We start from the raw sequence: 13492 nt of genomic DNA, 5'->3' as shown, positions 1-13492 counted from the left end.
AGGGACGGCTGGCTGCGGTCAGCAGCCGCGAAGGTCGGGCCGGGCGGCGCAAGGCCACGGCCCACCTTCCTGGACGCGACTGGCATCTCGTCCACCCTGTCAACGAGGGCGCACCGGACGAAGTCACGCCGTCCCGGCGTCGTCCGGTCGACACGCCGGGCCGTCGGTCCCGAGAGTGTTAAGAAGGGCCCCTTCTACAACGCGAGGCGTTAACAAGGGGCCCTTCCTTGCGCGTCAGGCGGCGAGCTTGCGCGCCAGGTTCTCGTCGAGCGCGTTCATGAACTCGTCGGTGGTCAGCCACGGGGCGTCCCGCGAGATGAGCAGCGCGAGGTCCTTGGTCATCTGGCCGCCCTCGACGGTCTCCACGATGACCTTCTCCAGCGTGTCGGCGAACTCGGTGACCGCCGGGGTGCCGTCCAGCTTGCCCCGGTGGGCCAGGCCCCGGGTCCAGGCGTAGATCGAGGCGATCGGGTTGGTCGAGGTCTTCTCGCCCTTCTGGTACTGCCGGTAGTGCCGGGTGACGGTGCCGTGCGCGGCCTCGGCCTCGACGGTGCGGCCGTCCGGGGAGAGCAGCACCGAGGTCATCAGGCCGAGCGAGCCGAAGCCCTGCGCGACGGTGTCGGACTGCACGTCGCCGTCGTAGTTCTTGCACGCCCAGACGTACCCGCCCTCCCACTTGAGCGCGGCGGCGACCATGTCGTCGATCAGCCGGTGCTCGTAGGTCAGGCCGGCGGCGTCGAACTCGGCCTTGAACTCGTTCTCGAACACCTCGGCGAAGATGTCCTTGAACCGGCCGTCGTACGCCTTGAGGATGGTGTTCTTGGTCGACATGTAGACCGGGTAGCCGCGGTCCAGGCCGTACCGGAACGAGGCGCGGGCGAAGTCCCGGATCGACTCGTCGTAGTTGTACATGCCCATGGCGATGCCGCCGCCGGGAAAGTTGGCGACCTCCATCTCCATCGGGGTGCCGCCGTCGGCCGGGGTGTAGGTGATGGTCACCGTGCCCGGGCCGGGGACGACGAAGTCGGTGGCCTTGTACTGGTCGCCGTGCGCGTGCCGGCCGATGATGATCGGCTTGGTCCAGCCCGGGACGAGCCGCGGCACGTTCGACATGATGATCGGCTCGCGGAAGACCACACCGCCGAGGATGTTGCGGATGGTGCCGTTCGGCGACCGCCACATCTTCTTCAGGCCGAACTCCTCCACCCGGGCCTCGTCCGGGGTGATGGTGGCGCACTTGACGCCGACGCCGTGCTCCTTGATGGCGTTGGCGGCGTCGACGGTGACCTGGTCGTCGGTGGCGTCACGGTGCTGGATCGACAGGTCGTAGTAGTGCAGGTCGACGTCGAGGTAGGGCAGGATCAGCTGCTCCCGGATCTGCTTCCAGATGATCCGGGTCATCTCGTCGCCGTCGATCTCCACGACCGGGTTGTTTACCTTGATCTTCGCCATCGGCCGGCGCTCCTCTCGGGGGACACGTGCTCAAGCAGTACGAGCGTACTGGAAACTGGCCGGCAGTCCCCAGGCGGCCCGGGTGGACCGACGGAAAAGCGGGCTGCGCCGCGACCCGCTGGCATCGTCGGCCGACGCCGCGCAGCCGCACCATCGGGTCTATCACGGTCATTGCACTCTCCGACGGCGAGGGGCCCTTCTTCCAGCCTCGCGGCGAGGCGTTTCCCGATGCCACGCAGGCGCACTGGCAGGCCGCCGACCGGCTCGACCCGGGGTCCGTCACCGACGACGGCCGTGGAGCTGTTCCACCCGGCGCTGCCGGCCCGGCTGCTGACGCCGTTGCGCGCCGCCGGCCGGCTGCGGGTGGTCGAGGGCGAGACGTCCCTTGCCCCGGGGGTACGGCTGCTGCACACGCCCGGCCACCAGTCGGTGCTCGTCCCCCCACCCTCCACCGGCCGCCGCGTCGATCATGAGGTTGGCGGGAACGGAGATTGACTCAGCCGTCAACTTCATGATCGACGGGGTGGGTGGTGGGTGCGGACGGCGCAGGCCCGCCGGCTCCGCCGGCGGGCCTGCGCCACGCAGCGGTCGGGTGTCACATGCTGGCGACGTCGCCCTGCTTGGCGCGGACGGCCTCGGCGGCCCCCTTCAGCGCGGCCAGCTCGTCGGCGTCCAGGTCGGTCTCGACGACCCGCTTCACGCCCTCGGCGCCGATCTCGGCCTCGACGCCCAGGTAGACGCCGGAGATGCCGTACTCGCCGTCGACCCAGGCGCAGACCGGCATGACCGCGCCGGAGTCCTCGGCCACGGCCTTCGCCATCCGGGCCGCGGCGGCGGACGGGGCGTAGTACGCGGAACCGGTCTTGAGCAGCGCGACGACCTCGGCGCCACCGTTGCGGGTCTTGACGACCAGCTCCTCGATCTGCTCGGCCGGCATGACGTCACGCAGCGGCTTGCCGTTCACGGTGCTCTTGGACGGCACCGGGACCATGGTGTCGCCGTGCGAGCCGAGCGTCAGGGTCCGTACCGACTTCACCGGCACGCTCAGCGCCTCGGCGACGAAGTTGGTGAACCGGGCGGTGTCCAGCATGCCCGCCTGGCCGAGCACCCGGTTCTTCGGGAACTGGGTGGCGAGCTGGGCCAGCGCGGTCATCTCGTCGAGCGGGTTCGACACCACGATGACGACGGCGTTCGGGGCGTACTTGGCGACGTTCTCGGAGACCTGCCGGACGATCTTGGCGTTGGTCTCCAGCAGGTCCATCCGGCTCATGCCCGGCTTGCGCGGCAGACCGGCGGTGATGACGACGACGTCCGAGCCCTCGATGGCGTCGTAGCCCTCGCCGTTCGGGCCGGTGGTGACGCCGACGACAGTGGTCTCGAAGCCCTCGACCGCGCGGGACTGGTTGAGGTCGAGCGCGAGACCTGCCGGCTTACCCTCCACGATGTCGGTGATGACGACGGTGTCGAAGACGTCGTACTCGGCCAGGCGCTGTGCGGTGGTGGAGCCGTAGAAACCGGCGCCGACGACAGTGACCTTCTTACCCATGGTCGTCCAACTCCCTGATACCAGTCGGTTTTCCGGACCGTATCAGCCATCCTGGCACCGATCGGGTCAGGGGCGGACGGTTATGACCTGCCTGGGTGTCAGGCGGTCCGCTCGGCCCGTTCGACCACGTTCGTCAGCAGCATCGCCCGGGTCATCGGGCCGACGCCGCCGGGCATCGGCACCAGCTTTCCGGCGGCCTCGGCCACCTCCGGGTCCACGTCACCGGTGTAGCGGCCCTTGCCGTCCTCGCCGATCACCCGGGTGATACCGACGTCCACCACCGTCGCACCGGGGCTGATCATGTCGGCGGTGAGCAGGCCGGGCACCCCGGCGGCGACGATGACGACGTCCGCGGCGCGGGTGTGCGCGGCCAGGTCGAGCGTGCCGGTGTGGCAGAGCGTCACGGTGGCGTTCTCGCTGCGCCGGGTCAGCAACAGACCCAGCGGGCGGCCGACCGTGTTGCCCCGGCCGACCACAGCCACGTTCGCGCCGCGCAGCGGCACGTCGTGCCGGCGCAGCAGTTCCACGACGCCGCGCGGGGTGCAGGGCAGCGGCCCGTCGTACCCGAGGACGAGCCGGCCCAGGTTGACCGGGTGCAGCCCGTCGGCGTCCTTGTCCGGGTCGATCGACTCCAGCGCGCGCTGCGTGTCGAGGTGACCGGGGAGCGGGAGCTGGACGATGTAGCCGTGGCAGGCCGGGTCGGCGTTCAGCTCGGCGAGCGCCGCGTCGAGCTGCTCCTGGGTGGCGTCGGCCGGCAACGTGACGCGCAGCGAGGCGATGCCGACCTCGGCGCAGTCGCGGTGCTTGCCGTTGACGTACGCCTGGGAGCCGGGGTCCTCGCCGACCAGCACCGTGCCGAGGCCGGGGTTGATGCCGCGTTCCGCGAGTGCCTTCACCCGGGCCCGTAGCTCGTCCTTGATCTCCGCCGCGGTGGCCTTGCCGTCCAGGATCGTCGCCGTCACGTCGTGATCGTCTCACGCCCGCGGGCGGGCCCGGACGACGACGGCCGACGATCACGCTGCGCAACGTGCCCTAAGTCACGGTGAGTGACCAACACTGGGACGCACCCGGCCGGTCACGCCCGGACGGGTAGGGACCGGACACCCGGGCCAGACACCCCGGACGCCTCCACCAACGCCCTGACCCCACCAGCGGTGGCGAAGAAAAGAGCAGGAAGCGGTGGGTTCTAGCACGCGCGAGCGGCAGCGGCAAGACGCGCCGAACACAATCCGTCATCAGTTGACCACGCACCAGTTGTCGCCGACCCGAATCGCGACCTACCGTTACCGCTCGTTGCGCAGAGTCACCCAGCGTCGGGACGACCGCGCAGCGTGAGGAGATGAGGAGACTCCATGCGTGTTCGTAGGCTCGCGGCCTGGGCCGCGCTCCCGCTCGCGGTGACGCTGGGCCTGACGGCCTGCGGCTCGGGCGGTGGTGGCGGCGGCGCCGACGAATCCGACGCGGCCGTGCGGATCGAGATCGCCGAGCCGCAGCACCTGGTGCCCACAAACACCAACGAGACGAGCGGCTCCCAGGTCCTGTCGGCCCTGTTCAGCCCGCTCGTCGACTACGACGAGGCGAACAAGCCGCACGAGGTGGCGGCGGACTCGGTGACGACGTCGGACAACAAGGTCTGGACGATCAAGCTGAAGCCCGGCTACACGTTCCACAACGGCGAGAAGGTCACCGCCGACAACTACATCGACGCCTGGAACTACGGCGCGTACGCCCCGAACGGCCAGAACTCCAGCTACTTCTTCGAGAAGGTGGCCGGCTACGACGACCTCCAGGGCGAGAACCCGAAGGCGACGACGCTCAGCGGCCTGAAGAAGGTCGACGACCTGACCTTCACGGTGACGCTCAGCGAGCCGTACGTGGACTTCAAGTCCATGCTCGGCTACACCGCCTTCTACCCGCTGCCCGAGGCGGCCTTCTCCGCGCCGGGCGTGCTCGCCGAGAGCTACGAGCAGGCGCCGATCGGTCAGGGCCCGTTCAAGATGAAGGGGAGCTGGCAGCACGACGCCAAGGTCGAGGTGGAGCGCTACGACGCGTTCCCGGGCCAGCAGCCCAAGGTCGGCGGCGTCGAGTTCCGCATCTACCAGCAGCCGACCGCCGCGTACGCGGACGTGCTGTCGGACAACCTCGACGTGATCAAGACGATCCCGACCGAGAACCTGTCGACCGCCGTGACCGACCTGGGCGACCGCTTCCAGCAGAGCCCCGCCTCGTCGCTGCAGGTGCTGGCCTTCCCGACGTTCCAGGAGGAGTTCAGCAAGCCCGAGGTGCGCAAGGCGATCTCGATGGCGATCGACCGGGACGAGATCACCAAGTCGATCTTCAAGGACTCGCAGCAGCCGGCCCGCTCGTTCGTCTCGCCGGTGGTCGCCGGTTACCGGGAGAACACCATCGGCACCGCGGGCGCGTTCGACCCGGTCAAGGCCAAGGCCGAGTACGAGGCCGCGGGCGGCCCGAAGAAGATCGAGCTGTCCTACAACGGCGACGGCGGCCACAAGGACTGGATCGACGCCACCTGCAACCAGCTCAAGGCCAACCTGGGCGTGGAGTGCGTGGGCACCGCCGAGCCGAAGTTCGCGGACCTGCTGACCAAGCTCAAGCAGAAGCAGTCGGTCGGCCTGTTCCGGATGGGCTGGGTCATGGACTACCCGTCCATGGAGAACTACCTCGGCCCGCTGTACAGCACCACCGGCTCGTCGAACTACTACGGCTACAGCAACCCGGAGTTCGACAAGCTGCTCGCCGAGGGCGCCCGCGCGACGACCGAGGACGAGGCGATCAAGAAGTACCAGGCGGCGGAGGACCTGCTCGCGCAGGACTTGCCGGTGATCCCGCTGCGGTACGGGCAGAACAACTTCGGCCACTCGACCAAGGTCAAGAACGTCCACGTGGACCTCTTCGACCGGGTGGACCTGCTGAAGATCGAACGCGCCTGACACCCCGCTGACGGGCCGGGCCACCCCCACCGGGTGGCCCGGCCCTCGCATTGGCACGCATTTCACCCGTTTTCGGCAGACTTGCCAGCATGCTCCGCTTCATCCTGCGGCGACTGCTCCAGATGGTCCTCGCCTTTTTCGGGACCACGCTGATCGTCTACGCGCTGATGTTCGCCGGGCAGGGCGACCCGATCCAGGCCCTCGCCGGGGAGCGGCCGGTGACCGCCGCGCAGCGCGCCTACCTGACCGAGAAGTACCACCTGGACGCGACGGGCGTCGGCGGCTTCTTCTACCGCTACCTCGACTATCTGGGCGGCCTGGTCCAGGGCGACCTCGGGGAGTCGCTGACCGGGCGGCAGATCAGCGACATCCTCGCCGCCGCCTGGCCGGTCACGGTGAAGCTCGCGGTGATCGCGATGGCCGTGACGGTGATCTTCGGGGTCACCGCGGGCGTGATCGCGGCGATCCGCCGCTCCGGCGTGTTCGACCACGCCACGCTCGTGCTCACGCTGCTGGTGCTCGGCATCCCGACGATCGTGCTGGCCCCGCTGGCCCAGTACTTCCTCGGCGTCCGATGGCCGGTCTTCCCGCCCACCGCCGGAGCCCAGCCCTCCTTCTACGCGCTGCTGCTGCCCGGCATCGTGCTCGGCTCGCTGTCACTGGCCACCGCGCTGCGGCTGACGCGTACCTCGGTGACCGAGAACCTGCGCGCCGACTACGTCCGGACCGCCCGGTCCAAGGGCCTGCGGCGACGCCGGATAGTCGGCGTGCACGTGCTGCGCAACTCGCTCATCCCGGTGGTCACCTTCCTCGGCGTCGAGCTGGGCAACCTGATGGGCGGCGCGATCATCACCGAGGGCGTGTTCAACGTCCCGGGCGTCGGCTTCAACCTGTTCCGCGGCATCCGCACCGAGGACGGCCCGCTGGTGGTCGGCATCGTCAGCGTGCTCGTCGTGGTCTACCTGCTGTCCAACCTGGTGGTGGACGTGCTCTACGCCGTGCTCGACCCGAGGATCCGCTATGAGTGAGCGCAGCGAGGTGCGGCCGTGAGCGACTTCGAGACGGTGGCGGCGACCGAGAACCAGGCCGCGCGGCGCGGCGTGTCAGGCGAGCCGGGCACGCCCGGCCGGGCCGGCCGGCCGGACCGTGCCCGCAGCCTGGCCGGTGACGCCTGGCGGGACCTGCGCCGCAACCCGGTCTTCTGGATGAGCCTGCTCCTGGTGGTGCTGGTCGCCGCGATGGCGGTGGCACCCGGGCTGTTCGCCGCCAACGACCCGCGCGACTGCGTGCTGTCGCGGCAGCACGCCGGGCCGTCCGGCGGGGCCATCTTCGGGTACGACTTCCAGGGCTGCGACACGTTCGCCCGCGCGGTCTACGGCGCCCGTGCCTCACTGCTCGTCGGCGCGCTCTCCGCGCTGATCACCGGCGTGATCGCCCTCGTCGTCGGCATGCTCGCCGGCTACTTCGGCGGATGGGTCGACGCGGTGCTGTCCCGGGTGATCGACATCGTGCTCGGCATCCCGCTGCTGCTGGCCGCGATCGTGCTGCTCAAGCGCGTGAGCACGAGCGGCGACACGGTACGCCTGTTCGCGGTGATCCTCGTCCTGGCGCTGCTCGGCTGGACCACTGCGGCCCGGGTGGTCCGCTCCTCGGTGATCACCGCCCGGGAGCAGGACTACGTGGCGGCGGCCCGGATGCTCGGGGCCGGCAACGGCCGGATCATGTGGCGGCACATCCTGCCGAACGCGCTCGCCCCGGCCGTCGTGGTGCTCACCATCGCGCTCGGGTCGTTCATCGCGGCCGAGGCGACACTGAGCTTCCTCGGCATCGGGCTGAAGGCGCCGACCATCTCCTGGGGCATCGACATCGACGCCGGCCGGGTGCACATGCGGGAGTCGGCGACGCCGCTGATCGTGCCGTCGACGTTCCTCGCCCTGACCGTGCTCGCCTTCATCATGCTCGGCGACGCGATCCGCGACGCCTTCGACCCGAAGCTCCGGTGACTCCTCATGACGCAGAACGCGGTCCGGCCCACGCCGGCCTCGCCCACCCCGCCCGGCGGCCACCTGCTGGAGGTACGGGACCTGCACGTCGAGTTCCGCACCCGGGAGGGTGTGGCCCGGGTGATCAACGGGGTGACGTACCACCTGGACGCCGGTGAGACGCTCGCGGTGCTGGGCGAGTCCGGCTCGGGCAAGTCCGTCACCGCCCAGGCGATCATGGGCATCCTGGACAGCCCGCCCGCGTACGTGCGCGCCGGGCAGATCCTCTACCAGGGGCGGGACCTGCTCACCCGGCCGGAGGAGGAACGCCGGCAGATCCGCGGCGCCGAGATCGCGATGATCTTCCAGGACGCGCTGTCGGCGTTGAATCCGGTCTTCCCGGTCGGCTGGCAGATCGGCGAGTCGTTGCGCGAGCGGGCCGGGATGTCGCGGGCCGACGCGCGCAGGCGCACCGTCGAGCTGATGGACCTGGTCCGGATCCCGGCCGCGGCGAAGCGGATCGGCGACTACCCGCACCAGTTCTCCGGCGGCATGCGGCAACGCGTCATGATCGCGATGGCGCTGGCGCTGGACCCGAAGGTGCTGATCGCCGACGAGCCCACCACCGCGCTGGACGTCACGGTGCAGGCGCAGATCATGGACCTCCTGGCCGACCTGCGCCGGGACCTCGGCATGGCGCTCGTCCTGATCACCCACGACCTGGGCGTGGTAGCCGGTGTGGCGGACCGGATCGCGGTCATGTACGCGGGCCGCATCGTCGAGCACGCCGACGTGCACGCGCTGTACCGGGCGCCGGCCCACCCGTACACGAAGGGGTTGCTGGAGTCGATCCCGCGACTGGACGTGCGCGGCCAGGCGCTGTCCAGCATCCGCGGGCTGCCGCCGAACCTGATGGCGATCCCGTCCGGCTGCCCGTTCCACCCCCGGTGCCCGTACGTCCAGCAGGTCTGCGTGGACGAGGTGCCGCACGACCTGGTGCTCGGCGACGGGCGGACCAGCGCGTGCCACTTCGCCCAGGAGGTGCACGATGACCGCGACGACTGAACCCGCCAAGGTACGCGGCGAGACGATCCTCGCCGTCGACCAGCTGGTCAAACACTTCCCGATCAGCCAGGGCGTGCTGTTCAAGAAGACCATCGGCCAGGTCAAGGCGGTCGACGGCGTCTCGTTCGAGCTGCGGCGCGGCGAGACGCTCGGCGTGGTGGGCGAGTCCGGCTGCGGCAAGTCCACGCTGGCCCGGCTGCTGATGCGCCTGGAGACGCCCACCTCCGGGCGGGTCACGCTGGAGGGGCGCGACCTGCTCCGGGCGACCGGGGCGGACCTGCGCCGGCTGCGCCGGAACATGCAGATGGTGATGCAGGACCCCTACACCTCGCTGAACCCGCGCATGACAGTCGGCGACATCATCGGCGAGCCGTTCGAGATCCACCCGGAGGCGGCACCGAAGCGCAGCCGGCGGCAGCGGGTGCAGGAGCTGCTCGACGTGGTCGGGCTCAACCCGGAGCACGTCAACCGCTACCCGCACCAGTTCTCCGGCGGTCAACGGCAGCGCATCGGCATCGCCCGGGCGCTCGCGCTACGGCCGGAGATCATCGTCTGCGACGAGCCGGTGTCGGCCCTCGACGTCTCGATCCAGGCCCAGGTGATCAACCTGCTCCGGGAGCTTCAGGACGAGCTGGGGCTGTCGTACATCTTCATCGCCCACGACCTGTCGGTGGTGCGGCACATCTCCGACCGGGTGGCGGTGATGTACCTGGGCCGGATCGTGGAGATCGGCACCGAGGAGCAGATCTACCAGCGCGCCACCCACCCGTACACCCAGGCGCTGCTGTCGGCGGTGCCGGTGCCCGACCCGGAGGCCCGCGACCGGCGGACCATCATCCGGCTCACCGGCGACGTGCCCAGCCCGGCCGAACCGCCGTCCGGCTGCCATTTCCGGACCCGCTGCTGGAAGGCCGAGGAGGTCTGTGCGACGCAGGATCCGCAGGCGGTACCCCGCGCGGCGGACCCGCACCCCAGCGCCTGCCACTTCGCCGAGGTGCGCACCGAGGCGTGACGACGAAGGCCCCGTCCCCCGGAGGAAGAGGGGGCGGGGCCTCCGATACGGGCACGCGCGGACGGGGGCCCGGCGGCGTGCGGCGCGCGTGCGGCGAGCCGGCCGCGCGGCAGCGGCACGACCTCCGGGTGCGTCCGCCGTAGGGACTGCCGACACACCCGGACGGCCGGCCGGACCCGTCAGTGGAAGAAGTGCCGGGTGCCGGTGAGGTACATGGTGACGCCGGCCGCCTTGCAGGCCGCGATGGTCTCCTCGTCCCGGATCGAGCCGCCCGGCTGGACGATCGCCCGCACCCCGGCGTCGATGAGGATCTGCGGACCGTCGGCGAACGGGAAGAACGCGTCCGAGGCGCAGACCGAGCCGCGGGCCCGCTCGTCACCGGCCCGGCTGACCGCCAGCCGCGCCGAGTCCACCCGGTTGACCTGGCCCATGCCGACGCCGACGGTGGCGCCGTCACGGGCCAGCAGGATCGCGTTGCTCTTGACCGCGCGCACCGCCCGCCAGGCGAACGCCAGGTCCCGCAGGGTCGCTGCGTCGGCCGGGTCGCCGGTGGCGAGCGTCCAGCCCGACGGGTCGTCGCCGGGCGCGTCGACGGCGTCCCGCGTCTGCACCAGCACGCCGCCGCTGACCTGCCGCCACTCGGCCGGACGGACGGCGGACACGGGTGCCCGCAGCAGCCGGAGGTTCTTCCTGGCGCGCAGCAGTTCCAGCGCGTCCTCGTCGAAGCCGGGCGCCACCAGCACCTCGGTGAAGATCTCCGCGACCTGCCCGGCCATCGCCGCGTCGACCGGACGGTTCACCGCGATCACGCCGCCGAACGCGGAGACCGGGTCGCAGGCGTGCGCCTTGCGGTGCGCCTCGGCCACGTCCGCGCCCACCGCGATGCCGCACGGGTTGGCGTGCTTGATGATCGCCACCGCCGGCTGGTCCGGGAAGTCGTTCGCGGCCCGCCAGGCGGCGTCCGCGTCGACGTAGTTGTTGTAGGACATCTCCTTGCCGTGCAACTGCTCGGCCTGGGCCAGCCCGGCCGGCGCGCCCGGGTCGGTGTAGAGCGCCGCCGCCTGGTGCGGGTTCTCGCCGTACCGCAGCACCGCCTGGCGGCGCAGCGCCAGCCCGGCGAACTCCGGCCAGCCGTCCTGCGCCGGCGAGACGGTGGTGGCGAACCAGTCGGCCACCGCGACGTCGTAGTCGGCGATGTCGGCGAACGCGCGGGCGGCGAACGCCCGGCGCCGGGCGGCTGTGAAGCCGCCCTCGGCGAGCGCGGCCACCACCGCCGGGTACGCGGCCGGGTCGGTCACCACCGCCACCGAGGCGTGGTTCTTCGCCGCGGCCCGCACCATCGCCGGACCGCCGATGTCGATCTGCTCCACGCACTCGTCGGTGCCGGCGCCGGAGGCGACTGTGGCCTGGAACGGGTAGAGGTTGGAGACCAGCAGGTCGATGCCGGCGATGCCGTGCTCGTCGAGCTGCCCGGCGTGCTCGTCCTTGCGCAGGTCGGCGAGGAGGCCGCCGTGGATCTTCGGGTGCAGCGTCTTGACCCGGCCGTCGAGGATCTCCGGGAAGCCGGTGACCTGCTCGACCGGCGTCACCGGCACCCCGGCGCCGGAGATCGTCGACGCGGTGCTCCCGGTCGACACGATCTCCACGCCGGCCTCGTGCAGGGCACGGGCCAGCTCGACCAGGCCGGCCTTGTCGTAGACGCTGACCAGCGCGCGCCGGATCGGGCGGCGGCCGGTGTCCTCAGTGGCGTTCACGGGATGGTGACCTTTCTGCCGGTGATCGTCCAACCTTCACGGACCAGGCGGCCGACCTGCTCGACGAGCTGGCGCCGCTCGGCGGACTTGATGCGCTCGGTGAGCGTGTCCTCGTCGTCGTCGTCGCGCACCGGCACCGCGACCTGGGCCACGATCGGGCCGGTGTCCATGCCGGCGTCGACGAAGAACAGGGTGGCCCCGGTGAGCTTGACGCCGTACGCCAGCGCGTCGCGGGGGCCGTGGATGCCGGGGAACGCCGGCAGGAGCGTGTTGTGCGTGTTGAGGTAGCGGTCGCCGAACGCGGCCAGGAACTCCGGCCCGACCAGCTTGAGGAACCCGGCGCTGATGACCAGGTCGGGCCGGTGCTCGGCGACCCGATCGGTGAGCGCCTTGTCCCAGTCGGCGCGAGTGGGGTGGTCCTTGACGCGCTCGACGAAGGACGGCACACCCGCGGCGGCGGCCCGGTCCAGGCCGGCGATCCCGTCCCGGTCGGCGCCGACGGCGACCACGCGGGCGCCGTACCCGGGGTCGGCGGCGGCCTCCAGCAGCGCCTGGAGGTTGCTGCCGGAACCGGAGACGAGGACGACGAGGCGGGCGACGGACGCGGGCTCGGTCACCGGGCAACCCTATCGGGCAGGTCAGGCCGTCCGGCCGCGGGGCGGCGGCTCGTCAGGTGACCTCTCGGATGGCGTGGTCGCGGTACGCTGCCGGTCGCCCGGTGTCCGGCCTCGCGCCTGGCCCGCACCCCACGATGAAACCGGCACGCCGCGTGCCGTCGGACCGAGGAGTACCGCCATGCAGCCCGGATACCCCCCGCAGCAGCCACCGCAGATCGACAACAACATGACGATGTCCATCGTCGCGATCTTCCTGTTCTGGCCGCTCGCGATCCCGGCCATCATCAACGCGTCGAAGGTCAACCCGCTGATCCAGCAGGGTGACTACGCCGGCGCGCAGGCCGCCGCCGCCGAGTCGAAGAAGTGGTCCAAGTGGGCCCTCATCGTCGGCCTGGTCTGGATCGCCGTCATCGTGGTGGGATGTTGCCTCCTCGGCGGCCTGGCTGGTCTCGCCGGCGACAGCGGCACGAACTGACTGACGAACAGAACCGACCTGAGGAGCACCTGACATGCAGCCCGGTTACCCCGGACAGGACCCGTACGGCCAGCAGCCGAACCAGGACCCGACCGCCCAGCCGAACGACCCGTACGCGCAGCCGCCGCAGGCCCCGCAGTACGGACAGCAGCCGCAGTACGGACAGCAGCCGCAGTACGGACAGCAGCCGACCTCGGGCCAGCCGTACGGCCAGCCCACCTCGGGTCAGCCCGCCTACGGTCAGGACCCGTACGCGCAGCAGCAGCCGTACGGCGCCGCCCCGCAGTACCCGGCCGCCGGCTACCCGGGCGGCCCGGGGCCGGGGCAGGGGCAGAACAACACGATGGGCCTGATCGGCATGATCGTCGGCATCACGTCGATCGTGCTCGGCCTGTGCTGCCCGCTGCTGGGTGTCCCGGCCGGTATCGCGGCCGTGATCCTCGGCGTGCTGGGTCAGAAGAAGGTCCAGTCCGGTGAGGCCAGCAACGCCGGCCAGGCGAGGGCCGCCCTGATCTGCGGTGCCGTCGGTGTGGTCGTCGGCATCATCAGCGCCATCGCCGGCGCCGCGATCAACATGAACAACTTCGGTTCCTGACCGTCGTACGACGAGGGGCGTCCGGCGACCGCCGGGCGCCCTC

13 protein-coding genes are annotated in these 13492 nt (G+C 70.9%); 8 read left to right on the top strand and 5 right to left on the bottom strand.

Going from position 1 to position 13492, the window contains the following annotated elements:
- Positions 1-234: 234 nt before the first annotated feature.
- A complete protein-coding gene (locus C569_RS0104855) occupies positions 235-1452 on the bottom strand; it encodes an NADP-dependent isocitrate dehydrogenase (protein WP_018784675.1) in 1218 nt (405 codons plus the stop codon).
- Positions 1453-1746: 294 nt separating this feature from the next.
- Between C569_RS0104855 and C569_RS34080 the strand changes: the two genes are divergently transcribed.
- Positions 1747-1947 carry a hypothetical protein gene (locus C569_RS34080; RefSeq protein WP_018784674.1) on the top strand — a complete coding sequence of 67 codons (201 nt, stop codon included), beginning with the start codon at positions 1747-1749 and terminating at the stop codon, positions 1945-1947.
- Positions 1948-2047: 100 nt separating this feature from the next.
- Here C569_RS34080 and C569_RS0104845 read toward each other — a convergent pair whose 3' ends face one another.
- Positions 2048-2998: a malate dehydrogenase gene (locus C569_RS0104845; protein WP_018784673.1), complete on the bottom strand. Its 951-nt coding sequence runs from the start codon at positions 2996-2998 to the stop codon at positions 2048-2050.
- 98 nt (positions 2999-3096) lie between these two features.
- Complete coding sequence (locus tag C569_RS0104840; protein ID WP_018784672.1) at positions 3097-3960, bottom strand: bifunctional methylenetetrahydrofolate dehydrogenase/methenyltetrahydrofolate cyclohydrolase; 864 nt, start codon at positions 3958-3960, stop codon at positions 3097-3099.
- Between the two features lie 390 nt (positions 3961-4350).
- On the opposite strand from C569_RS0104840, the gene C569_RS0104835 reads away from it, so the two are divergent.
- From C569_RS0104835 to C569_RS0104815, 5 genes are all read left to right on the top strand, one after another.
- Positions 4351-5949 carry an ABC transporter substrate-binding protein gene (locus C569_RS0104835; protein ID WP_018784671.1) on the top strand — a complete coding sequence of 533 codons (1599 nt, stop codon included), beginning with the start codon at positions 4351-4353 and terminating at the stop codon, positions 5947-5949.
- Positions 5950-6038: 89 nt separating this feature from the next.
- Positions 6039-6977: an ABC transporter permease gene (locus C569_RS0104830; RefSeq protein ID WP_018784670.1), complete on the top strand. Its 939-nt coding sequence runs from the start codon at positions 6039-6041 to the stop codon at positions 6975-6977.
- 18 nt (positions 6978-6995) lie between these two features.
- The gene (locus tag C569_RS0104825) at positions 6996-7952 is read left to right on the top strand and encodes an ABC transporter permease (RefSeq protein ID WP_018784669.1); all 957 of its coding nucleotides are present in this window, start codon (positions 6996-6998) and stop codon (positions 7950-7952) included.
- A gap of 6 nt (positions 7953-7958) precedes the next feature.
- Complete coding sequence (locus tag C569_RS0104820; protein WP_018784668.1) at positions 7959-8996, top strand: ABC transporter ATP-binding protein; 1038 nt, start codon at positions 7959-7961, stop codon at positions 8994-8996.
- A complete protein-coding gene (locus C569_RS0104815; RefSeq protein WP_018784667.1) occupies positions 8980-10008 on the top strand; it encodes an ABC transporter ATP-binding protein in 1029 nt (342 codons plus the stop codon). The genes C569_RS0104820 and C569_RS0104815 overlap by 17 nt, the downstream gene beginning before the upstream one ends.
- Positions 10009-10187: 179 nt before the next feature.
- Here the strand turns inward: C569_RS0104815 and purH are convergent, their stop codons facing one another.
- Complete coding sequence (gene purH / locus C569_RS0104810; RefSeq protein WP_018784666.1) at positions 10188-11762, bottom strand: bifunctional phosphoribosylaminoimidazolecarboxamide formyltransferase/IMP cyclohydrolase; 1575 nt, start codon at positions 11760-11762, stop codon at positions 10188-10190.
- Positions 11759-12379, bottom strand: coding sequence for a phosphoribosylglycinamide formyltransferase (purN, locus tag C569_RS0104805; protein WP_018784665.1), 621 nt, complete (start codon positions 12377-12379; stop codon positions 11759-11761). The genes purH and purN overlap by 4 nt, the downstream gene beginning before the upstream one ends.
- A gap of 178 nt (positions 12380-12557) precedes the next feature.
- Here purN and C569_RS0104800 point away from each other — a divergent pair, with 178 nt between their 5' ends.
- Together C569_RS0104800 and C569_RS0104795 are read left to right on the top strand one after the other, a co-directional pair.
- Positions 12558-12854: a CD225/dispanin family protein gene (locus C569_RS0104800; protein WP_018784664.1), complete on the top strand. Its 297-nt coding sequence runs from the start codon at positions 12558-12560 to the stop codon at positions 12852-12854.
- A 34-nt stretch (positions 12855-12888) separates the two neighbouring features.
- Complete coding sequence (locus C569_RS0104795; protein WP_018784663.1) at positions 12889-13449, top strand: DUF4190 domain-containing protein; 561 nt, start codon at positions 12889-12891, stop codon at positions 13447-13449.
- Positions 13450-13492: the final 43 nt, after the last annotated feature.

The sequence above is a fragment of the Micromonospora sp. CNB394 genome, assembly GCF_000374985.1.
Classification (GTDB): domain Bacteria; phylum Actinomycetota; class Actinomycetes; order Mycobacteriales; family Micromonosporaceae; genus Micromonospora; species Micromonospora marina.
Note: the sequence above shows the minus strand (reverse complement) of the source record. Positions and strands in the feature narration are given on the sequence as shown.

Excerpts from the sequence above, each read along its gene's own strand:
- C569_RS0104855 (WP_018784675.1), bottom strand. The coding sequence starts at position 1,452 with ATGGCGAAGATCAAGGTAAACAACCCGGTCGTGGAGATCGACGGCGAC.
- C569_RS0104845 (WP_018784673.1), bottom strand. The coding sequence starts at position 2,998 with ATGGGTAAGAAGGTCACTGTCGTCGGCGCCGGTTTCTACGGCTCCACC.
- C569_RS0104835 (WP_018784671.1), top strand. The coding sequence starts at position 4,351 with ATGCGTGTTCGTAGGCTCGCGGCCTGGGCCGCGCTCCCGCTCGCGGTG.
- C569_RS0104830 (WP_018784670.1), top strand. The coding sequence starts at position 6,039 with ATGCTCCGCTTCATCCTGCGGCGACTGCTCCAGATGGTCCTCGCCTTT.
- C569_RS0104820 (WP_018784668.1), top strand. The coding sequence starts at position 7,959 with ATGACGCAGAACGCGGTCCGGCCCACGCCGGCCTCGCCCACCCCGCCC.
- C569_RS0104815 (WP_018784667.1), top strand. The coding sequence starts at position 8,980 with ATGACCGCGACGACTGAACCCGCCAAGGTACGCGGCGAGACGATCCTC.
- C569_RS0104800 (WP_018784664.1), top strand. The coding sequence starts at position 12,558 with ATGCAGCCCGGATACCCCCCGCAGCAGCCACCGCAGATCGACAACAAC.
- C569_RS0104795 (WP_018784663.1), top strand. The coding sequence starts at position 12,889 with ATGCAGCCCGGTTACCCCGGACAGGACCCGTACGGCCAGCAGCCGAAC.